Consider the following 23,399-nt stretch of genomic DNA (forward strand, 5'->3'; position numbering starts at 1 on the left):
AATCAGCCATTCAGTCATTCAGTCATTCAACAAATAAACAATTCATTCAATCATTCATTACTATTAAGAGCCAACCACAGTCTGTCGAGTAATTCACCAATTCCGTAACTGCTTACAGCGGAAAAGATAATTACCGGTTCATCAATTCCCTTGAACTTTGTCTTTTTTAATTTTTTTAATTCACTTTCTTCTACCAAATCTGCTTTGGATAATGAAACAAGAATTTTTTTATCAACCAGTTTTCGACTGTACTTTTTCAATTCGTTGTACAAAGTTTTAAAGTCACGCTGATAATCATCCGAAGTTATATCAATCAGAAACAATAAAATTTTTGTTCTTTCAATATGACGGAGAAATTTCAAACCAAGACCTTTGCCCTGATGCGCACCTTCAATTATACCAGGAATATCTGCAACTGTAAAACTTCGGAAATCTTTATACTGAACTATTCCAAGAACAGGTTCAAGTGTGGTAAAGGGATAATCAGCAATTTTTGGTCTTGCTGCAGATATTGTAGAAATTAAGGTAGATTTCCCTGCATTTGGAAAACCTACCAATCCAACATCAGCAATTAATTTCAGCTCGAGGATGATTCTTCTTTCTTCACCTGGTTTTCCTGGTTCAGCAAATCGTGGAGTTCTTCTTGTTGGAGTCGCAAAATTTGAATTTCCTTTTCCTCCTTTTCCGCCTTTAGCAACCAGGACCTTCTGTCCGTTCTCAGTCAAATCAAAAAGAATTTTTCCTGTTTCTGCATCTTTAACCACAGTTCCAACAGGAACTTTAATAATTACATCTTCACCATTCTTACCATCTTTTAGTGAGCTGCCTCCGGGTTGACCTTTCCCTGCATGATATTTTCTTTTATATCTGAAGTCGAGAAGAGTTGATAAATTTTCATCAGCTAAAAGATAAACGCTACCACCATTGCCGCCATTTCCACCGCTTGGTCCGCCTTTGGGAACATACTTTTCTCTTCTGAAAGCAACTGCACCATTTCCACCATCGCCGGCTTTAACTTCAATTTCGGCATAATCAATAAACATAATTAATCCTGACTGAAATATCTGGCTACGGCATTTGTAAGTAACACTGCTTCTTTAGAAAGTTCCCCAACCTTGTAAGTTGTGAAAACTGTTTTTAATATTTCAGTTGCCTCTTCGTAAGTAGAACATTCGGAAATTCTTTCAATTGTGCTTGCAAAATCTTCGCTGTCAGAGTTGAATACTGAATCAATTATTCTATCAATTTCTTTTTTACTCAGGTAACTGAAAATATCCTTCTCACGATTCGGTTTATTTTCTTTATTTTCTGAAATATCTTCTGCCGGAACTTCATTTTCTTCAACCTGTTGTTCTTCACCGGTTCTTTCTGTTATATCAAGTTGAATATTTTCTTTTTCTCCTTCGGTTTCAAATTCAATTACTTCTTCGATTTCAATTTCATCAGATATTTCAATTTCATTATCCAAAGCTTCCTGCATTTCCTGCTCAAGTTCTTTAAGTGAAGAATCTATCTCATTTGTTTCTTCAGCAACTTCATCAACTTTTTTCAATTCCTTATCATAAAAAGAAAGCAACTCTTGTTCTTCTTTTTCGGTTAAAGGTTCTATTTCATCTGTTCTTTCGTCAGACTCTAATTCCTCTTCAATGTTTTCAAGAATTTGTTCAACTTCCTCTGAGACTTTTTCTTCTGATTCTTCTTCAGGAACTTCGTCCGAGATTATTTCTTGAGAGATTGATTCATTGATTGGTTCTGATTTTTCAGCTTCTGTCTCCTGAGGACTCGTTTGTATATCTTCTTCTTTTAATTCTTCATTAGTTGATAACTCTGCTTCAATTTTTTCTTCTTCCTGAGTGATGATTGGAGCAGTCGAGTAAATGACTTTTTTAATATCATCAATAGGTATTGGTTTTCTGATATCTTCTGGGAAAACTCTTTTAAGTTTAATCAACTCATCAATCAGATTTTTTTCTTTAAGAAAATTTTCAACGCATTCAACTGTAACTGAAGATTTATTTAATGCACCAATACTAAAAAAATCTGCAATTGAAATGAGAGAGTTATCAATTAGCTTTTGTTTATCATATTGAAAAAGTTCACGATCAATTTTGTTAAGTATTAGTTCAAATTCAGTTACTGAAATTGTTAGTAGTTTTCTTTTCTCAAGATATGCTTCGATGATGTTTTTCAGATAATCATAGTAATAGATATAATTCAGCATCATCGAAAGTTCTTCATTTGAGATGGATTTGTTGTTACCAAAAATTAGTTTAGTAAGCGACCATTTTGGACGAACCACATAATTCGCATTAAATGAAACTGCCTGAAGTACAAGCTTCTGAATATCTTCAACATTAACTCGTTTGGATTTTTTTATTTCCTGAGAAATCAGTTCAAAGTATCTGGCAATCTTAATTCCTGTATAATCAAATATTGAATTCTGCAAAAGTTTTTTTCTGTCATCATAAATAAGAAAATCTATTTCGGCTTCGATATATTTTTTAATTGCAGGATGAATATCTGCCTCAAGCAGTTTTTCGATAGTAAAAACTTCGCCAAGATTTTTTATTCTGTTAATAACAAAATCATAAATAAATTTTATTTCGTTCTGAAACATCGCTTTACTCTTAATTCTTAGAAATGCACCTGAAAAATAAAAAAATCCCGATTATAAAGTATAACCGGGATTTGTAAGTTATGTTAGTTAGTTGGTGTCAGTCACACTTCAATCATTTTTGAAGTGAACTTTGCGCGAACGTAATCTCTGTTCATTCTTGCAATGTTAGTAACTGAAATTCCTTTTGGACATTCTGCTTCGCAGGCATAAGTATTTGTACAGCTACCAAAACCAAGTTCGTCCATAACTTTAATCATTCTCTGAACTCTTATATATCTTTCAGGTTGACCTTGTGGAAGAAGACCGAGATGAGAAATCTTTGCTGAAACAAAAAGCATTGCTGATGCATTTTTACAAGCAGCAACACAAGCACCACAACCAATACAGGCAGCAGCATCAAAAGCTTCTGAAGCTGCATCCTTTGGAATTGGAATTGCATTTGCATCCGGTGCACCACCAGTGTTTACAGAAATATAACCACCTGCCTGAAGTATCTTATCAAATCCTGAACGATCAACCATCAGATCTTTTATAACCGGAAATGCTTTTGCTCTGAATGGTTCTACCCAAATTGTTTCTCCATCTTTGAAGTTTCTCATATGAAGCTGACAGGTTGCAATTTTCGGTAAAGGTCCGTGTGGGCGACCGTTTATTACGAGTCCGCAAGTACCACAAATACCTTCTCGACAATCACTTTCGAAAACAATTGGTTCTTCATTATTAGCTTCAAGACGGTTGTTCAGCTCATCCAGCATTTCGAGAAAAGACGCATCAGGTGAAACCTGAACATCATAATCAACAAAACTTCCAACGGAGTTAGAGTTTTTCTGTCTCCAGATTTTAAGCTTAAGATTTAATTTCTTTGCTTCCATTATTTATAACTCCTTACAGATGGTTTCACATATTCAAAAACAAGTGGTTCTTTATGGAGTTCCCAATTACCAACCTCTTTGAACTCCCAGGCAGCGACATAAGAGAAGTTTTCATCATCGCGTTTTGCTTCTCCATCTTCATACTGATATTCAACTCTGAAATGTCCGCCACAGGATTCGTTTCTGTGCAATGCATCAATTGCCATAAGTTCACCGAGTTCAAAATAGTCAGCTAATCTTCCTGCTCTTTCAAGTGTTTGGTTAACATCATCACCACTGCCGGGAACATTTACATTTTTCCAGAACTCTTCTCTAAGCTGCCTAATTTCCTGAATTGCTTCTTTCAATCCTTGTTCACTTCTTGCCATTCCAACTTTATCCCACATAATTCTGCCAAGCTGTTTGTGCAGGTCATCAACAGTTCTCTTACCTTTTATAGACAGAAGTTTATTTGTAAGATCTTTTACTTCTTTAGCAGCTTTTTCAAATTCAGGATGATCAGTTTTAACAGCTGCTGGTTTGTAACTTGCAAGATAATCACCCATAGTGTAAGGAATAACAAAATATCCATCAGCTAAACCTTGCATCAAAGCTGAAGCACCAAGACGATTTGCACCGTGATCTGAGAAGTTTGCTTCACCAATTACAAACAATCCCGGAACTGTGCTCATTAAGTTGTAATCAACCCAAAGTCCACCCATAGTGTAATGAGGTGCAGGATAAATTTTCATCGGAACTTCATAAGGATTTTCACCGGTTATCGTTTCATAAATTTCAAAAAGATTTCCATATCTTTCTTCAATTACTTTTCTTCCTAAACGATTTATTGCATCTCTGAAATCAAGATAAACAGCTTCACCTCCCTGAACACCACGTCCTTCATCACAAACTTCTTTTGCTGCTCTCGAAGAAATATCTCTTGGTGAAAGATTTCCAAATGAAGGATATTTTCTTTCAAGATAATAATCTCTCTCTTCTTCAGGAATATCATTCGGATGACGCATATCGTTCTTCTTTTTAGAGACCCAAACTCTTCCATCATTACGAAGTGATTCACTCATCAAAGTAAGTTTTGATTGTGAATCACCATGTACAGGTAAACAAGTCGGATGAATCTGAGTGAAACAAGGATTTCCAAAGAAAGCACCTTTTTTATGAGCACGCCATATTGCAGTAGCATTACAATTCATAGCATTGGTAGAAAGAAAGAATACATTTGAATAACCACCTGTTGCAAGAACAACAGCGTGCGCAGCATATTTTTCAATTTCACCTGTAACTAAATTCCTTACAATTATTCCTTTGGCCTGACCATCCACAATTACAACATCAAGCATTTCCCTTCTTGTATAAAGTTTTACTGTTCCTCTGTCGATCTGTCTGTTCAATGCAGATACAGCACCAAGCAAAAGTTGCTGACCCGTCTGACCTCTTGCATAAAATGTTCTTGAAACCTGCGCACCACCAAAGGATCTGTTATCCAACAAACCGCCGTATTCTCTTGCAAACGGAACACCTTGAGCAACACATTGATCAATAATATTTCCACTTACTTCTGCAAGACGATATACATTTGCCTCTCTGGCTCTGAAGTCGCCACCTTTAACTGTATCATAAAACAATCTGAAAGTTGAATCACCATCATTCTGATAATTTTTGGAAGCGTTTATTCCACCCTGAGCAGCAATAGAGTGCGCTCTTCTGGCGCTATCGTGGAAAGTGAAAGCAAGTACATTATAACCAAGTTCACCGAAGCTTGCAGCAGCAGATGCACCGGCTAATCCTGTTCCAACAACTATTATTGTAAATTTTCTTTTGTTAGCCGGATTCACAAGTTTCATATTAAACTTGTGATTAGTCCATTTTTCTGAAATGTGACCGGCTGGAACTTTAGATTCTAACTTTGTCATTGATTACCTCCGTAAAAAAAGAAAAAGTAAATCGGCATTGAAGCAAAACCAACTGCCATAATAATTGCATAGGCAGTTCCGATTTTTTTGATAAGAGGAGTATATTTTTTGTGGTTCCATCCAAATGTTTGAAAAGCACTTTGAAATCCATGATTGAGATGAAATCCTAAAAGTATCATTGCGATGATGTACAATAACACATACCACCAAATCTGAAAGAAGCCAACTACAATATCATAGTATTGATGTGAATCAGCTAACTGCTGAGGATCGTGTACATTAAATCGCCAGAAAAATGTTCCGAGATGAAGAACGAGAAAGATGAAAATGATTGAACCGGAAACAAACATAGTTCTTGAGAACAGAGTTGTGTTTTCCGGCGAACCATTAATTTTATAAGTAACCGGACGGGCTTTTTTATTCTCCCACCAAAGTCGCGCTCCATTAAATATATGGAAAATGAAAGCTGAAAGAAGAACCAATTCAATAACCCGTATCAATGGTTTGATAAAATCAAGGGTTTTTACATAACCATTGAATGCATCAGGACCGAAATAGAGGGTAATGTTTCCTATTAAATGAATAATAAGAAATATGATCAGAAAACTCCCCGTTAATGCCATAATAAATTTTTTACCGAGCGAGGAGTTTGCAAAAGTTGTAAACCAGCCCATTAAAGAACTCCTTTTAATTCACTTAGTGATTGAATAGGAAGTTTGTTTAAAAAACAAAAGTATCGGATGCGCAGTTCACTGAGAAATGATTTTGATTTCATCAAAAGCTGTAAAAAAATTCTTAGTTTGCTAAAAGACAATAAATTCTGTGCTAAACTTAGGAAATTTTAATTAGTGTGAAAAGAGTTTCAAAAAAAAATTTTAAAGTTCTTGTCAGTTCAAAACTTAGTAGTATTTTTGTGCGAGTTCTTTTCATTGTGTTTATGGTGTTCCCATCCCGAAAGATCGGGACAAGGGAAATTATAGGGAAGTCCGGTGAAAATCCGGCGCTGTCGCGCAACTGTGAAATTCAGTAAGCAGTTCACAATAGTCAGTAAGTAAAATGTTGCTTACTGCATTCTGCCCACTGCCCACTGAATGAAGCCAGGAGACCTGCCGTAAACAACTTGTAATCAACCTTCGCGGGTGAGGTTAGATTAACGATGCTTTCCAAAAAAAGCTGTTCGTTTTTCACTAACACAAAATCCCTCGAAGTTACTTTTAACCATTTTTTAACAAAAGGAGTAACTTCTATGGAAACATTCAAAAAACTTTTTTTGCTCTCTGCAATTTTTCTTTTCTTTTCTGTATCATTTGCACAAGTGAATGATTCAATTAAATCCTTTCGCTTATCTGAAGTTGTTGTAACTGCAACCAGAACTTCGGGTAACACTTTAGAGCTGGCAAATTCAATATCAGTTATTGACTCAATTGAAATAGCATCAAAAAATGTCAGCAATCTTTCCGACTTACTAAATAATGAATATGGCTTAAGTTTAACTTCTCAAGGCGGACCAGGAACTTTGACTAATGTTTACATGCGTGGAAGTAATACAAATTATGTTTTGGTTCTAATAGATGGAGTTGAGTTAAATCTTAACAACGATCCGGGTGGAGTTTTTGATTTTTCTTCTTTCCCTGTTGACAACATCGAAAGAATAGAAATTCTCAGAGGACCACAATCAACTCTTTATGGCGCTGATGCAATGGCTGGCGTAATTAATATTATAACTAAAAAAGGTTTTGGCAAACCTGCCTTGTCGCTTAATGCTTCAGGTGGTTCATACAAGACATACAGATTAAATGCTTTATCAAATGGTTCGTTTGACAAATTAAATTACTCAATTTCACTAAGCAGAAATGGTAGTGATGGATTTTCTGTAGCGAATGAAAAATATGGGAATAACGAGAAGGACGGCTATCTTAAAGATCAGGTCATTTCGAATATAGGTTTTAATTTTTCTGATAAGATAAAAAATGATCTTTTCTTCAGATTCATAAAAGCAAAATCTGATCTTGATCAATCAGGTAAACTGGGTGATGATCCGACTTTCGTTTACAACTTAGAGGAACTGAATCTGAGTAATGAAACCAGAATAAATTTATTCGAAGATAAATGGAATCAAAAACTGAGTCTTTCCTTTTTAAGAAATGTACGTAAATACAAATTTGATGAAACATTGAATAATCCGGCCTCATCAAGAAGTCTTTATGATGGACGAAAATATAAAATCGACTGGCAGAACAATATTCAGTTATCCGAGAATAATCTGCTATCAATTGGCGCTGATTTTCAATATGACGAAGCTTTATCTGAATACCTGTATTTCTCTTCATTTAATTATGAAAGTCTCTTCCCAAAGGTTAACAGTAAAATCTTTGGTGGTTACATTCTTGAACAGATTAAAATCGGAGAATCATTTTTCACTTCAGCCGGAATCAGAGTTGATAAGCATGATAAATTCGGAACATCACTAACATATCAAATTGCGCCTGCAATTATCTTTTGGGAAAGCGGAACAAAAGTTAAAGCCACTTTTGGCACAGGATATAAGGCACCATCACTGTTTTATTTATACGACCCGGCTTTCGGAAATAGTGAGTTAAAACCTGAAAAAAGTTTCGGAGTTGATTTTGGATTTGAGCAATACTTCTGGAAAGAAAATTTTTCATTTGGTACTACTTTCTTTGTTAATTATTTCAGGGAAATGTTTGGATTTGATCCTAATACATTCAAAACGATTAACATCAACAAAGCTCAGACTAGTGGAATTGAATTCTTTACCCAATTCAAACCATTGGATAATTTTTATTTGAAAGCAAATTATACTTTCACAAAAGCTTTCGACAAATCAGAAGGTGTTACTGCTGAGGATGAACCTTTATTGCGAAGACCTGAACACAAAGCCGGATTATTTGCAAGCTATGATTTCAACACAAAAATTAACTCTTCCATTGAAGCTATTTATGTTGGGAAAAGATTTGACAAAGATTTCAGCTTATTCCCTGCTGAAAGAGTTACCTTAAATTCTTATTTACTATTAAACTTAGCGGCAAGCTACAAGGTCACGGATTTTCTACAATTGTTCGGTCGCATCGAAAATATTCTGAATAAAGAATACGAAGAGGTATTTGGTTACGGAACGCCGGGAATTTCATTTTATGCTGGTTTAAGTCTTAATCCTTTTGCAGCATTTTGATGAAAATTAATTAAATGTAATTACATAAAATTTACTTCTGAATACTAAATTGTCTTTCAGAATTTGTTTCAGATAGATTATCTTTGATTAGTTAGAAATGAAAAAATTCTAAGAAATTTTTAATTGAAAGGAAAATAAAATGGAAAAGATTACTCCAAGATTCTGGATTTTAACTATTATGATTTTTGCTGCTGCATTTGTAAGATTATTGCCTCATCCACCAAACTTTGCACCTATCGCTGCAATGGCATTATTCGGTGGAGCTTACTTCAATAAAAAATCATTTGCATTTGCTGTACCTTTAGTAGCAATGTTTTTAACTGATGCAATAATCGGTTTTCATTCGGGAATGTGGATTGTCTATTTAAGTTTCGCACTAATCGTAGTAATCGGAATGTTAATGCTGAAAAAGGTTAGTATAAAAAATGTTGTGCTTGCTTCAGTTACTGCTTCATTAAGTTTCTTTATCATTACAAATTTTGGTGTTTGGGCATTCGGAACAATGTATCCTAAAAACATTGCTGGTTTAGTTGAATGTTATATTGCTGCAATTCCTTTTATTCAGAATACATTACTTGGAGATTTATTCTTCAGCGGTGTAATGTTCGGAATATTTGAATTTGCTAAAACAAAACTTCCCGCTTTAGCTCAGGCAAAAGCTTAATTAAACTCAAAATTTTAGAAGCCGGCTAAGTCCGGCTTTTTTTATATGAATAAAATGAAACCATTACTGATTGACTTTGATGGTGTTATTAAAATTGGAAGCGAGATTGCACCTGATGCAAAAGATTTTTTTGAATTCTTGGATAAGTCAAATATTCCTGCCTGCATTCTCAGCAACTCAACTTTACGCACATCCGGGTTGATGAAAAATTTTTTGAAAGATAAAGGTCTGGAAATAAATATTCCTGCGTTTACTGCATTCGATGTAACCCTTGAATATGTGAAAAAGAATTATTCAAAAGTAAAAGTTTATTGTCGTGATTATTTACTTAATCACTTTGAAGGAGTAATTGATGATGAAAATCCGGAAGCCGTAGTAATCGGCGACATCGGTAATCGTTGGAATTATGATACTATGAATGAAATCTTTAATTATGTAATGAACGGGGCAGAAATAATTGCAATGCACAAAAATAAATTCTGGCAACCTGAAGGAAAGCTGATACTTGATGCAGGAGCTTTTATAACCGCGATTGAGTTTGCAACAGGCAAACAGGCAACTGTAATAGGCAAACCTTCTCCTCTTTACTTCAAAACAGCAGCTGAAAAACTTGGATTTAGCTTTCAGCAAGGGTTTATAATGATTGGAGATGACCTTGAAAATGATGTTATTGCTGCTCAGAAAATTGGTGGAAAAGGTATTTTGATTTTAACAGGGAAAACCAGATCAGAAGATATTAAGGATGAAAAGCCGGATTTTATTGTTAACTCTTTGTCTGAAGCAATACCTGTTTTATCTTATTTTTCAGTCAAATAGTTTGGCTAAAAATTTTATTTTGTTTTCCTCTTTTATAAGCGAGAGTTATAATCTTCTTCAGAGTTTTTACATAAGAATAACCGGCAGCTTTAGATGAACGCATAAATCCGGCATCTTCAGTCAAATCAGGATTTGGATTTACTTCAAGAACATAAAGTTTATTATCCTTACTCAATCTCATATCAATTCTGGCATAATCACGAGCACCCATAATCTTAAAAGCTTTTACAGCAATTTCTTTCGCTTTCAATTCAATCTTTTTCGGAAGTTTTGCCGGACATATTGGAATTGTTTTATGATAAGCTTCGTGAAATGGATCCCATTTTGCCTGATAACTTACAATATTATAAAGATGATCTGGCATTTGTGAGAAATCAATTTCACTTATTGGTAGTGCTACAGGATTTTCATCACCAAGAACAGCAACATTTAATTCCCTGCCGTCAATAAATTCTTCACAAAGAGCTGGTTGTTTGAAATGCTCAAAAACAAATTCAATTCTTTTCTTAAGTGCTTTGTCATCACTAACAATGGCTGAATTTTCGATTCCAACACTTGCATCTTCGAATGCAGGTTTAACTATCAGAGGATAATTCAGATTATGTTTATATGATTTTTGCGGTTTATCAAAAAAAGTAAAGCGTGGAGTCAGAACCCCTGCAGAAGATAAAATTCTTTTTGCCAATTGCTTATTCTGACAATTTGCCAATGCCATAGGCGAAGCACCGGTATAAGCAACTCCTAATAATTCATAAAGACTTACCACATTCATTTCGAGATAAGGTTTATCCTTATAAATCTCAACAAAATTAAAAACTACATCAGGTTTATTTTTCTTAAAATCGTCTATGAATGAGAATATATTGTCTTTAATATTCAGAGTATAAGCATTAAATCCAGCTTTATTCAATCGTTTGGCCATAAGCTCATACTCTTCCATCGGGGTAATTTTTTCGACCTCAAAGTAAAGTTCAAAATCAATCGTTTCCTCTCTTTTGGAAGGAATTTTATACATCTCAGGATGAGGTTCGTTGTAAACTATTGCCACTTTAAGATTTTTTTCTTTCATACCACAAAAATACCTATTTGAGCTTGCATAAAAAACAATTTGATTATTTATGTTTGCATGCAATTTTTAGATATGAACAGTTATGAGTTTCTATCCCCAACCTTATAAATATCAATGCGGACCATTCGCATTAAAGTATGCACTCGTAATGCTCGGAAGATTTGAGAGCGAAAATCAGATTGCTGTTAAAGCAGGAAGCACCTGGTGGTATGGTACTGATGAAATAGGTCTTGCCAAAGCGGCAAAGTATTACGGTTGTAAAATGAAATACTTCCGAAGAGAAAAACCTGAAGACGCAATTAAAGCTTTGGTAGAACAAATTAAGAAAGGTTATCCCTGTATTCTGAGTGTTGATAACTGGGAACATTGGCTGACCGTTGTAAATTATCAGCATAGAAAATTCATTGTAACTGACAGCTCACTTGATAAAGTAATCACTATCTACACACCCAATCAATTAGTCAAAAGATGGAAATATTATGATGAAGATGCCGATGATGTTAGCTATGATGGTTATGCAATAATTCCCCAATACAAAGTTACAACCAAAGCAAACTTCTCGCTTGAGGCTGCAAGATTTGTTATGGATTCACGTAATCAGGAACTAGCGAAAAAGTGGGATAAATACTTTAACGATTTGATTTCTATTTGTCATCCAAGACATGCCAACACTACTCATCTAATTTCATTCAAAGACTTTTTAAGAAGATATGAAAAACTACTAATCAAGCAGGTTGCATATTGGCATGGTTCTCCGACTTTGAGAGAGCTGAAAAAAATTCTGAGTAACTTTCAGTTTATGGCTGAGGTCTATGATCTTGTGATTCACGCTGACGAACAAAAGAAAGCTCTCATTGACCTTGCTTCGATTCTGATGATGTATGCTTGTGGTAAATATGGAATGGATGAGATTTACTGAAATAAGTTTAAGTTTAAGTTAAAGTTAAAGTTAAAGTTAAAGTTTAGGTTTAAGATTAAGTTGAAAAGGTAGAGATTTTAAGATAAAAAGTAAGATTAAGTGTAAGAGTAAATCATTTGGAGACTCAATATGAAAAGAAATCCGATAATTCTAAAAAAAGAATCAACAGCACTTTTAATAATTGATTTACAGGAGAAGATTCTTCCTGTTATACGAAATGTTGATTCGGTAATTGAAAACACTCTTAAATTGATTAAAGGTTTCAAAGAGCTTCAGCTCCCGATTTATTTCACCGAACAATATCCCAAAGGACTTGGACCAACATCACAAAAAATTTTATCAGAGCTTGAAGGTTATTCAGCAATTCAGAAAATGAGCTTTAGTTGTTTCGGTGCGGAAGAATTATTTAACGAACTTAAATCAAAAAAACTTCATCAGATAGTTATTGCCGGAGTTGAATCTCATGTTTGTGTGCAGCAGACTGTACTTGATTTACTCGCAAATGATTTTCAGGTAAATGTTGCAGCAGATGCAGTTTCTTCGAGAAGAGAATTTGATTTTATGATTGCTCTGGACAGAATGCGAACTCTGGGTGCAGAAATTACAACTTCAGAATCGATTCTTTTTGAACTATTGGAAGTTTGCGGAACCCCGGAATTCAAAGCTATCTCAAAAATTGTAAAATAAAAGCGGAGCAACTCTATATTACTCCGCCTTACTAACCACATATCAACAAGAGTTACATCAGCAAACTTATAATCGCAACAACCCTCAATCTATTCCCTCCTTAAAATAGAATTGAGGGTTGAGCATTATTGTACTTAAACTATTTGAACAACTGATAAGAAAGATTGTCAACAATTTGATTACAAAAACATAATTACCAATATCAGAATAAGCATAAAGAAAACAATCAATGAAACTAACAAATTAATCTTTCGAACCTCTTCATTCTGTTTGTTTTCAACTTGGTTATCAGAACTATCATTGTTTTTCATTATATAAAATTAAACTCAGCATAAATGATTAGATTTCTGGTTTTCCTCTTTGTTAAACCTGCCTTATGCAGAAATTAACAAAAGAATTATCAGAACTATTAAATAGATAATATTGAAACAATATCGGCAGAAAAAATTTTTCATAACTTACACTAAATCAGAATGAGCATAACAATTATTAATATTAGAGAAAAACCCAATATCGTAAGTGTAAAATTTGTAATCATTATGGTAAGTTTTCCATCAGGGCTGAAAGATTTCATTTTACACCTTTGTGATTTTTAGTTTATAATTGATGCAAAAATAATTTCATACCTAAAGTACTTCTGTCGATTTTGTTTCAAAGTTTTGCTTTTTTGTTTCAGATAAAAGGAAAACCAGTTTTTTTATTTTTTTAGTTAGCAATTAACTCAATATGCTTAGCAATGCCGATATTAACCGCTTTACCAATTGTTTGAATATCAGCTGATCTTTGCACGGTAAAATTTCCGCTCACGGCTACATTTGTTGCATTAACATCCGCAAGTGTACCCGTTAAAGTACCGGAAATAGCACTTCCAACATTACCATAAGAGTTTACGGAGGTACTACCTTGTACAGGAGAGTAAATTATATTTCCTGAAGCTCCGTATTGATATAAAAGAACTCCCGTATCGGCGTTTGGATCCCAGGATTGATTACCAGTTTGCTTACCGGAAAATAGAAGGAAAAATAAAAGTGTGTCACCTGCTTCCGCTTTTGTAAATTGAATGTAGGTAAGATTTTCATTTATCGCATAACCTCCTATACCCTGATTAAAAGTAATTTGTTGTCCACCAACAGTCAACTTTAACTCAGTGGTAGGATTAGTTGGTGCAACCGGATTATCTGATTTTTTTGAGCAGGCAAAAAATCCCGCTACTAATAATAAAACCAGGAATGAATTGGTGAGAATTTTGATTGAGTTCATTTTACGATCCTTTCTCTTTTGAATAGATAATTGTTGATTATGATTTTTAAAAACTATTTGATTAGAATCATCTTCTTTGTTTCACTAAACGAACCAGCATTAAGCTTGTAGAAATAAATTCCTGATGAAAGCTTTGAAGCATCAAATTCAACTTCGTATTTGCCTGAGTCTCTGTACTCATCTACAAGAGTTGCAACTTCTTTACCAAGCACATCATAAACTTTTAATGTTTGATGACTGCTGACTGGCAACTGCCAACTGATTTTTGTAGAAGGATTAAAAGGGTTTGGATAGTTTTGTTCCAACGAAAATTTTTCAGGAGAAGTTGAATATCTATTTGTCTCTATCTCTGTTGTACTTCCAAAATTGTATAAGTTGATTACTTCCTGATAAGTTAAAGCACGATTAAATATTTTTATATCATCCAACTTTCCATAAAAATATTCTGTTGTTCCGGGTACATCTCTTCCAATCTCCAGGGGCTTATTATCCGGAATAATAGGACCTTGTAATACCATAAATCCTACATATTCGTTGTTAATATAAGTTGAGACTGTATCAAGTTTTATTACTGAAGTAACCATATACCAATCATTCATGTTCATATTAAAACCTGTTTGCCAAACTGTATTTAACCAATTGTTTACGGAAGTAATAACAGTGTGTGGTGATAAAGCCAATCTGTATTGAAATGAATTATCAGGCGAATCGGATTTCATTAAGATTGGCACAAAAGAATTACCATTGATTCCCCAATCATATAAATAAACCCAGGCCGTTTGAGTTAGTTCATAAGTTGGTGATTCCAAAAGAAATGTTGATGGAGCGCTTAAATAAGAAGAGACGCCATTAAATTCAAAAGCTGAATTAGCAGCACCAAATCTGTCTGATGTAAGAGTTGCATTAAATATAGTTGCATTATTCCCATAGGCAGCATCTGTTGCATCACCATTAAATCGATAGTCTGCAACTAAACCGATTTCATGTTGCCCGGCACCAAAAACTCCATTGGCATCAACTTGCGAGCAATAAATGTCAAAATCACCGCTTCTTAAATCTGCCCAGGTTGCTATAATTCCATCCGAAGAGTCTGAGCAAACTGAAAGCTGAGTTTGATTAATATTTGCATTGCAAATTACTCCACCCCTTTTATCTCCGTAAGAAGATATTTTAGCAAACCAAATATCTGAGTATTCAGCGTCAGCTGTCACAAATGACAATAATGCACCCCCTGCTTTATCTGAAATAAAATTTAGATAGTTAAATCCGCCATTAAATTGTTGAGCAACAATTAGGGTTTGGGACCAATATTGAATAAATGTAACAGGGTCAGAATAAAATGATCTTGCTTTTATAAATGAATTTGTTGAATTGTTATTGACCCAGGCTATCATATAAAATTGATTACCTGATAAACATATTTCTGGCATTATATCATTACCCGCACCGCCTTCAAGATATTCACCTTCATTTGAAAGAAGATTTGCTCCGTTTGGAAGAAGAATTTGACCATAAATATCAAAATCACCGGAGCGATTATCCTGCCATGCAATCATATAATTTCCATTTTGAAGTTGGATTAAATCCGGATGCTGGGCTTTAACATTAATATTATTTGATGAGATTAGAAGATCATCCTGGTTAAATTCCCACAAAAAGTTTCCATTTGAATCAAGTATCTGTGAGTAGATCATTCCATCAATATTAAACGCAAAATCTTCCCACACTAAAACAAGGTTATCATTTTTGTCAATAATTGATTTAAAATTTCTAAGACTTCTTAAATGATTACCCATCTTACCATTATCACCCCAAATCATATTGCCCTGTAAATCTAATTTTTGAACAAACAGATTTTGAGTACCCATTCTATCATCGAGACAAACAACATAATAAATGTTATCGCTTGTTTTAACAATTTGTGGCTGCGTTTGATTTCCATCATTATCAAAAACAAGTACGCCATTGCTATTCCATAATTTATTTCCAAGCGAATCTATCCTCTGTGCAAATAAATCAAAGTTACCATACCTGTCGTCAACCCAGACCATAACAGCACCACCATTACCATCATCAATAAGTTGTGGATTACTCTGTCCAGAATTATAACTGCAAAGTGGCAATCCATTGTCAGTCCATTTTACAATACCGTTTTTATCAATTCTCTGGATATAAATTTTTGATGTTCCATCTCTGTAATCTTCCCAGGCAATTATTGCACCACCCTTTGAATCAGATGTAATCTTAGGACTATACTGTCCTCCGCTAACTGTACAAACCGGATTATTCTCATATGGATTTTGTGACCATTGTGAAAAATTATTTACTGTTGTAATCAGAATTAGAAATGTTATTGTTATTATTTTTTTTAGCATAATTTTCTCCGAATAGACTGAATATTTATCTTAATAAAATCATTTTCTTTGTCTCAGTAAATGAACCTGACTGCAGTTTGTAGAAATAAATTCCTGAAGAAAGTTTTTCTGCATTGAATTCAACTTCGTATTTGCCTGAGTCTCTGTACTCATCTACAAGAATTGCAACTTCTTTACCAAGCACATCATAAACTTTTAATGTTTGATGAATGCCGACTGGCGACTGCCAATTGATTTTTGTAGAAGGATTAAAAGGGTTTGGATAGTTTTGTTCTAAGGAAAAATTATTTGGCAATTCCTCTGAATTCTCAATAGAAGTTGCACCGCCCCTATCCAACAAAAATGCTTCATTTCTGTTTGTTGCTACATTATATCCCTGTCCAACTATATATCTGCCATTATTTGATATAGCGTTTGCGGAAATTAATTTTGATCCAAATGGGATTATACTTCCGTAAGTTAAATTCAGATTTTCAATAACTCCATAGTACCAATAAAAAGCATTATCTTCATACAATGTATCGGTAGCAGTTCCAACTACTTCTCCATTATCATTAACATCAAATGCTTTGCTTGTACCTTGATCAAGTGCAACTAGGGGTAAAAGACCAATATCAAATCCTGTAAATGAAGGATTTCCACTCCACAAATAAGCATTTTCATTACTAAAAGTTGTAGAGTCATCAATCCATCCACAGATATAATTTCCGTTCGGAGAAACATTGGTTACTTCACCACGCTCGATTGAAGTTGCAAAAGCAGTAAGAAGTTCATTTATTGAACCATTTAACCAAAAGCAAGGTCTTGTATAGCTGCCACCATATTCAGAATGACCAACAATTAATGAAGCATCATCAGAAATTCCGGTTGCAGCAGAAAAACGATTAGCTACATTGCCAAATGTCCCAAGGTCTTCCATTCCGCCTGAAGCAGTCCATTTAAAGGCGTGTCTGCTATTGTTACTTGCCGCTGCTGTACCGACAATAATTGAAGCATCAGCATTGCACGAGTATCCTTCACTATTATTAAAACTTCCGCTTCCACCAAGTGTACCAAGAAAAGTAATTACACCGTCGTTTCTCCACCATCTGATTGCCTGGTAGTTTATGCCGTTAATGGTTCTTGCAGTTCCAATAACTGAATTTCCATCTGAAGATATATGGACTGCCCAGCTGCTTATATTTTGCAAGTTAGTTAGCGGCTGCATACCGGTACCTGGTGTCCAAATAAATGCTCTGGTATTCCCCCCATAAGTTTCACTCTCTCCAACTACGATAGTTCCATCATCTGAAACATCGTAAGCATTGCTTGTTTCTCCACCAAGTGTTCCAAGCCAGGTTAGTGATTGGGCATTCACTTTTGTAAAAAAAAGTATAAGAGATAAAAGAGTCATAACAATTATAGAACTTAATTTCATTTTACCTCCGATTTATTTTAATACTATCATCTTTTTTGATTGTGTATAAGAACCTGCCTGAATTTTATAAAAATAAACTCCGCTTGATAATTGAGCAGCATCAAATTCAACTTCATAAACTCCGGCTGGTTTTTCTTCGTTAACTAATGTCGCCACTTCGTTGCCGAGGATATCGTAAACTTTTAATGTTACCAGATTCCTCACTCCGTTCGGAATGACATACTTAATTTTTGTAGAAGGATTAAAAGGATTTGGATAGTTTTGTTCTAAATAAAATTCTGATGGTAGAATGTTATTGTCTTGAACACCGGTGGTTTGATTCATTACAAATTCAACAGTGCTTACAGCCTGGAAATTTTCATTCATTCCACCGAGTATATAAAATTTATTTTGGTAAAGAACATCTTCCATGTATGCTCGCTTAGAGCTTATAGTATGACCGTATAAACTCCATTGATTGGTCACAATATCATATTTGTAAACTTTTATTGAAGTTCCGTTTGAAAATCCACTGGAACCACCAACTAGATAGATATTATTATCAATTACCCGCAAAGAACCACCCGATAAAAATTCCGGTAAATCCGCTAACTGTATCCAGCTATTTGAAGTTGGATTGTATTTAAAGAATAGCGAACTCGTCCATCCGGCAATATAAATCTCATTGTTGTAAACAGTAGAAGAGGAAAAACTTGCAGAATTACTAGTGCTCGTGAGATTTACCCAGCTATTAGTTGAAGGATCATATCTTGCAGCAGAACCATTAAAGAAAGCATAAACATATCCGTTCAGGAATTCCATTGTATGACCATAGTTCGAAAAAGCTAAAGGACCATTTGCAAGTTGTGTCCATGATTTGGTGCTTAATCTGTAAACAAAAAATTTTCCCGCTCCGTTTGGCCAACCACCAAAAAGAAAAACGCTGTCACCTTTTATAGTCGACTCAAAACCCCAGACATGATCGAACGGTATTGTATCGTAATAGCTCCAGGATGTTCCGTCATATTTATAAATTCTTTTATATAACTCTGTACCACTGTAATTATTTGAACCACCGAAGAAATAGATTGAATCGCCCCAGACTTCTGCAGCTGCGTATGAAACTTGAGTGGGTAAGTCGGGGATGGTTTGAGATTTAATCAAAGCATTTGAAAAGAAAAACAGAATTACTGCTATTGTAAATAATTTACTCATTGTAAAATCCTCTTGAATATTGAAAAATTTCAGCACAAAATTAGTTTTTTAACAAAGTGGTTGTTGTCGATAGTGTTGCAAACATTAGCGAATTTGTTGCGTTTAGAAGGAAATTAATGGAAAACGACATTAAGCGGATTTTTGCTGTATAAATTCCTTTGGTGTGCAATTGAAAAATTGTTTGAATGCTTTTGAAAAATGTGAAGGACTGTTAAATCCTACTTCAAGTGCTATCTGAGTTATGTTAAAATTTTTCTGAAGTAATAGTTTTGCGGCATATTTTAGTCTTATGGTTCTTATAAATTCTCCAGGGCTTTCGTTTGTGAGTTGAATGAACTTTCTGTGAAGCTGACTTCTGCTTAAAAACATTTTTTCAGCAAATTTTTCCGTATCAAAATCAATGTTGCTGATGTTCTCTTCTACAATTCGGACTGCATTCTGAATAAATTCATTTTCTTCCGGTGAGAATTTGTATTCATCTGTTTTTATTTCTTCTACTGTACTGAATCGTTCTTTCAGTTTTCTCCTCTGTTCAAGAAGATTTTTTATTCTTACTCTAAGTTCTTTCGAGTTAAACGGTTTGGTAATATAATCATCCGCACCAAGCTCAAGCCCTTCTACTTTATCATCAATAGTCATTCGTGCTGTCAGGAGAATTATCGGAATATGACTGGTCTTCCAATCTGACTTTATCATTCTGCAGAATTCAAGTCCATCCATTTCAGGCATCATAATATCGCTTACAATTAAATCCGGTAGTTGCTCCACCGATTTTTCAATCGCATCTTTTCCATTCTCAGCTAAAATCAGATTATATTCATCCTTTAAAAGTGTTGAGAGAAAAAACCTCACATCTTCAGAATCTTCGACAATCATTATTGTTGATTTTTCTGCCTGAACATCAGAAGTTGATACGGCTTCGGGATGTTCTACGGGTTTTATTTCTTCATTCGAATCAATTTTATTTTCTTGTGCTTCTTCTTTGAGTTTTTGCGACTCATCAAGGTAATCATAAAGTGGAATTGTCAAACTGAATTCTGAACCTTCACCTTTCTTGCTCTTAACTTCTATTTTCCATCTATGCAAATCAACTAATTCTTTGATAAGCGAAAGCCCTATTCCAAATCCAGAATAATTTTTTTTGTGACTATCTGTCGCCTGATGAAATCTGTCAAAAATCTTATCAATTTCATTATCATCTATTCCAATTCCATTATCCCAAACAGAAAGAATAAGATGTGGTTTTTGTGAATCAGCTGCACTATGGATTCTTAAACCTATTTTGCCATTTGTATTTGTAAATTTATAAGCATTTGAGATCAGATTATTTAATACTTTTTCAAGAATATCATTATCAAACCAAACTAATAGTTCTTTTTCATCAGATTCGAATACAAGTTCAATATTTTTCTGTTCAGCCATTGATTTGAACGAACAGAAAACATTTTTACTGAAACTCACTATGTCATTCAATGAAGCTTTCACAGGGATTTTCGCCGAATCAAGTTGTGTTAATTCAAGCAACTGATCAATTAGTGTTTTAAGTTTTTCGCTGTTTTTTGAAGCAAGCTGAGTTAATTCCCTTACAAATCCGGATGAACTTTTATTTAGAAGTTCATCAAGCGGACCTTTAATAAGCATAAGAGGAGTTCTTAACTCGTGTGAAATGTTAGCAAAAAATCTCGACTTCATCGCTTCAACCTCACGAAGTTTTTCTGCTTCAAAATCTTTCATCTTTATTTCGTTGAGAAGTTTTGCTTTGTTTAATTCAAGTCTTCTTATCGCAAGAATACCACCTAAAAACAGAATGATATAAATAAAGTATGCCCAGATTGTTCTCCACCAAGGTGGATTTATGATTACCTGAATTGAAGCTGCTTCCTGATTCCAAACTCCTTCACTGTTGGTTGCTTTGACCAGAAACTCGTATTGACCCGGATTCAAGTTTGTGTAGGTTACAAATCTCCTGTTATCTGCGTAAATCCAATCCTTATCAAAACCTTTCATCATATATGCATATTTAATTGAGGCGGGATTATTATAATCAGTAGAAGAGAACACAAATGAGAAAACATTCTGACTGTGTGAAAGCTCAATTATGCCATTATTATTTAAAGAATTTTTAACAGGAGAATTTTCGTCTGATATAAATGACTTATTAAATAATTGAAAATCAGAGATGATCACATTCGGTTTGAAATCTGATTCGGAAATATTTTTTGCAGGGAAAATTTTTAATCCATCACTAGCACCAAAAAGAAAATACTCATCATTAAAATTTAATGAAGCACCTGAATTGTAGTCATTTATTTTCCTTTCATACAAGTATGATATTGGATTAAATCTATCATTTCTTTTATCGTAAACAAAAATTCCGTTGCTGGTTGCTACCCAAAGATTATTATGTGCATCTTTATTAATTGACTTAATAACTTCAGATGTTAATCCATCACTAACTGTATAATTTTTTGATGAAACGATGATATCAGAAATTGTATTGAATTCAACATCATTCTTTAAGGTAAGTTTTGTCAATCCCTGATCTGTACAAAGCCATAATTCTGTAAGTTGGTTTTCTTCATCTGAAGAGAAAGTCGATTCATAAATACTTAAGATTGAATTGCTTTTAAGGTGATTTTTACTATTACTTACATTTAATGACACGAACCTGTTTCTACTTTCATCAAAGTAATTCAAACCACCGCCATAAGTTCCCAACCAGACTCTTCTATTCTTATCAATAAGTACAGACCAAACATCGTTGAAACTTAATGCTTCGGGATTATTTTTATTGCTTCGCCAGAATTTAAGTTCATATTTTTCACTGTTAGGGTTAATAAACTTTACAAGTCCTCCGCCCCATGTTGCAATCAATAAATTACCTTCTCTATCCTTTTTAATATCTTTTATGTAGTTGTATGCAAGAGTTTTAAATAATGGATATTCAATTAGAATCTTTTTGAGCGAGTTTGTTCTAAAATTAAAATTGAACAATCCCTGTCCATAAGTCCCAACCCATAAATTATCATTATCATCTTTATAAAGTGACCAGATATTTAAACCTGCGAGCTGAGGAATTTCTTCTTCTTTCATTTGTTTAAGATTCACTTTGAACAGTCCGTCAGATGTTCCAACTAAAATATTTTCTTTATCATATCTTACTATTGATTTAACATCATTATTCAATACTTTAAGCTTATTCTGTGATGATAATATATGGGGAAGTAAAAAATTATATCTAAGAGAAAGCGAACTAACACCATTTTCAGTTGCAATCCAAATTACTCCGGATTTATCCAGAATCATCTGATTGACCTGATTGCTTATAATTCCTTTCGGATTATCTTTCTGCTGAACATATCTGACTGATGCTTTGGATTCCAAATCGTACCTTATTATTCCTCCATAAGTTGCTATGTAAAGAATTTCCCTGTTGTTCTCTATTGATTCAACAACATCGCCAACACTGCCTGAAAATTGGATGGACTTTTCTTCAGGTAAATTTATTGAGTTTATTATTTTTGAATTCACATCAATAAAATTCAAACCGCCTGCATTACAAATCCACAATTTGTTTTTATCAACAGAAGAAAGTCGCAGTTCCCAGATAAGATTATTATTGATAGAATTACTTCCGGCAAAATATTTTTTAAATCCTTTATTTGGTTCTGCAGGATTGAATTCATTCAAACCATAATATGTGCTGATCCAGATAATTCCATTTTCATCTTCTAAAATTGAAGTTATGAAGTTATTACTTATTCCAATAGAATTTTCAGGATTGTAATCCCAGTGACCTAATTTCTTACCATTCTGATCGAATTTAAAAAGTCCTTGCTGATAAGTACCAACCCAAACATTTTTTTTCTTATCAACATAAATAGCTGTAACTGAATTATCATTAACAGTTATCTCTTCAATTATCCAACTAGAAAATTTTTGAGTGTTGAAATCGAGTTTAATCACATCTCCGCTCTTGGTTCCAATCCATAAGTTCCCTTCTCTGTCTTCGTGAATTGACCAGATATCTCTTGAAATAAAATTATTTTTTTCTGATGATGGTTTGAACACCTTAAATTCGTGTCCGTCAAAGCGGTTCAATCCATCTTCAGTCCCAAACCAGATGAAACCGGTTCTATCCTGCAAAACACAATTTACTTTATTATTAGAAAGACCATCCTGAACAGTATAATTCCTGAACTCAATAGATTGGGCTTTTAGAAGAAGTGAAATGATTAGTAAACTAAGAAGTGCTTTCCCAAACATACTTTTTTGTAATTATTCCTGATGTAAGTTATTAAGTGCCTGCCTACTTTTCAAGAACAATAGAGAAATATTTTCATTAAAAATTTATTATTTATCTTTTGAAAATTCTTTTGGAGAATTTAATTTTTAACTGAGATTAA

General features: G+C 34.0%; 16 protein-coding genes and 1 riboswitch. Of the genes, 5 read left to right on the plus strand and 11 right to left on the minus strand.

The features are described 5' to 3' along the window. Positions 1–50: 50 nt before the first annotated feature. The 5 genes from obgE to Q0X14_RS06180 form a co-directional block, all read right to left on the minus strand. Entirely contained in the window at positions 51–1,043 is a 993-nt protein-coding gene (gene obgE / locus Q0X14_RS06160; RefSeq protein ID WP_297843932.1) for a GTPase ObgE, read from the minus strand. 2 nt (positions 1,044–1,045) lie between these two features. After that, positions 1,046–2,617, minus strand: a complete 1,572-nt coding sequence (locus tag Q0X14_RS06165) for a hypothetical protein (protein WP_297843935.1) — start codon at positions 2,615–2,617, stop codon at positions 1,046–1,048. 101 nt (positions 2,618–2,718) lie between these two features. Next, on the minus strand, positions 2,719–3,489 hold the full coding sequence (locus Q0X14_RS06170; RefSeq protein WP_297843938.1) for a succinate dehydrogenase/fumarate reductase iron-sulfur subunit: 771 nt from the start codon (positions 3,487–3,489) through the stop codon (positions 2,719–2,721). Further along, entirely contained in the window at positions 3,489–5,399 is a 1,911-nt protein-coding gene (locus Q0X14_RS06175) for a fumarate reductase/succinate dehydrogenase flavoprotein subunit (RefSeq protein WP_297843942.1), read from the minus strand. Before Q0X14_RS06175 ends, Q0X14_RS06170 begins: the two co-directional genes overlap by 1 nt. Next, positions 5,396–6,073 carry a succinate dehydrogenase cytochrome b subunit gene (locus Q0X14_RS06180; protein WP_297843945.1) on the minus strand — a complete coding sequence of 226 codons (678 nt, stop codon included), beginning with the start codon at positions 6,071–6,073 and terminating at the stop codon, positions 5,396–5,398. Before Q0X14_RS06180 ends, Q0X14_RS06175 begins: the two co-directional genes overlap by 4 nt. Positions 6,074–6,320: 247 nt before the next feature. Then, positions 6,321–6,528, plus strand: a riboswitch (cobalamin riboswitch). 117 nt (positions 6,529–6,645) lie between these two features. Between Q0X14_RS06180 and Q0X14_RS06185 the strand changes: the two genes are divergently transcribed. The 3 genes from Q0X14_RS06185 to Q0X14_RS06195 all read left to right on the plus strand — a co-directional run bounded on the left by Q0X14_RS06185 (position 6,646) and on the right by Q0X14_RS06195 (position 10,072). Further along, complete coding sequence (locus Q0X14_RS06185; protein ID WP_297843948.1) at positions 6,646–8,592, plus strand: TonB-dependent receptor; 1,947 nt, start codon at positions 6,646–6,648, stop codon at positions 8,590–8,592. A 139-nt stretch (positions 8,593–8,731) separates the two neighbouring features. Continuing rightward, entirely contained in the window at positions 8,732–9,256 is a 525-nt protein-coding gene (locus tag Q0X14_RS06190) for a DUF6580 family putative transport protein (protein ID WP_297843950.1), read from the plus strand. A 54-nt stretch (positions 9,257–9,310) separates the two neighbouring features. After that, positions 9,311–10,072 (plus strand): HAD-IIA family hydrolase, encoded by a 762-nt coding sequence (locus Q0X14_RS06195; RefSeq protein ID WP_297843953.1) that lies wholly within the window; start codon positions 9,311–9,313, stop codon positions 10,070–10,072. On the opposite strand, the gene Q0X14_RS06200 is transcribed toward Q0X14_RS06195, so the two are convergent. Then, positions 10,065–11,141 (minus strand): ATP-grasp domain-containing protein, encoded by a 1,077-nt coding sequence (locus Q0X14_RS06200; protein ID WP_297843956.1) that lies wholly within the window; start codon positions 11,139–11,141, stop codon positions 10,065–10,067. The two genes, Q0X14_RS06195 and Q0X14_RS06200, sit on opposite strands and share 8 nt — an antisense overlap. Positions 11,142–11,223: 82 nt before the next feature. Here Q0X14_RS06200 and Q0X14_RS06205 point away from each other — a divergent pair, with 82 nt between their 5' ends. Both Q0X14_RS06205 and Q0X14_RS06210 read left to right on the plus strand, forming a co-directional pair. Continuing rightward, positions 11,224–12,060 carry a hypothetical protein gene (locus Q0X14_RS06205; protein ID WP_297843959.1) on the plus strand — a complete coding sequence of 279 codons (837 nt, stop codon included), beginning with the start codon at positions 11,224–11,226 and terminating at the stop codon, positions 12,058–12,060. Between the two features lie 129 nt (positions 12,061–12,189). After that, positions 12,190–12,747, plus strand: a complete 558-nt coding sequence (locus tag Q0X14_RS06210) for a hydrolase (RefSeq protein WP_297843961.1) — start codon at positions 12,190–12,192, stop codon at positions 12,745–12,747. Between the two features lie 705 nt (positions 12,748–13,452). Here Q0X14_RS06210 and Q0X14_RS06215 read toward each other — a convergent pair. The 5 genes from Q0X14_RS06215 to Q0X14_RS06235 all read right to left on the minus strand — a co-directional run bounded on the left by Q0X14_RS06215 (position 13,453) and on the right by Q0X14_RS06235 (position 23,259). Then, positions 13,453–14,007: a hypothetical protein gene (locus tag Q0X14_RS06215; protein ID WP_297843963.1), complete on the minus strand. Its 555-nt coding sequence runs from the start codon at positions 14,005–14,007 to the stop codon at positions 13,453–13,455. Positions 14,008–14,060: 53 nt separating this feature from the next. Next, positions 14,061–16,382 carry a LamG-like jellyroll fold domain-containing protein gene (locus Q0X14_RS06220; RefSeq protein WP_297843965.1) on the minus strand — a complete coding sequence of 774 codons (2,322 nt, stop codon included), beginning with the start codon at positions 16,380–16,382 and terminating at the stop codon, positions 14,061–14,063. A gap of 25 nt (positions 16,383–16,407) precedes the next feature. Next, on the minus strand, positions 16,408–17,799 hold the full coding sequence (locus Q0X14_RS06225; protein ID WP_297843969.1) for a T9SS type A sorting domain-containing protein: 1,392 nt from the start codon (positions 17,797–17,799) through the stop codon (positions 16,408–16,410). A gap of 12 nt (positions 17,800–17,811) precedes the next feature. After that, positions 17,812–18,993, minus strand: a complete 1,182-nt coding sequence (locus tag Q0X14_RS06230; protein ID WP_297843972.1) for a T9SS type A sorting domain-containing protein — start codon at positions 18,991–18,993, stop codon at positions 17,812–17,814. A gap of 129 nt (positions 18,994–19,122) precedes the next feature. Next, positions 19,123–23,259 carry a two-component regulator propeller domain-containing protein gene (locus Q0X14_RS06235; RefSeq protein WP_297843977.1) on the minus strand — a complete coding sequence of 1,379 codons (4,137 nt, stop codon included), beginning with the start codon at positions 23,257–23,259 and terminating at the stop codon, positions 19,123–19,125. Between the last annotated feature and the right edge of the window lie 140 nt (positions 23,260–23,399).

Source organism: Ignavibacterium sp. (assembly GCF_025998815.1).
Classification (GTDB): Bacteria; Bacteroidota; Ignavibacteria; order Ignavibacteriales; family Ignavibacteriaceae; genus Ignavibacterium.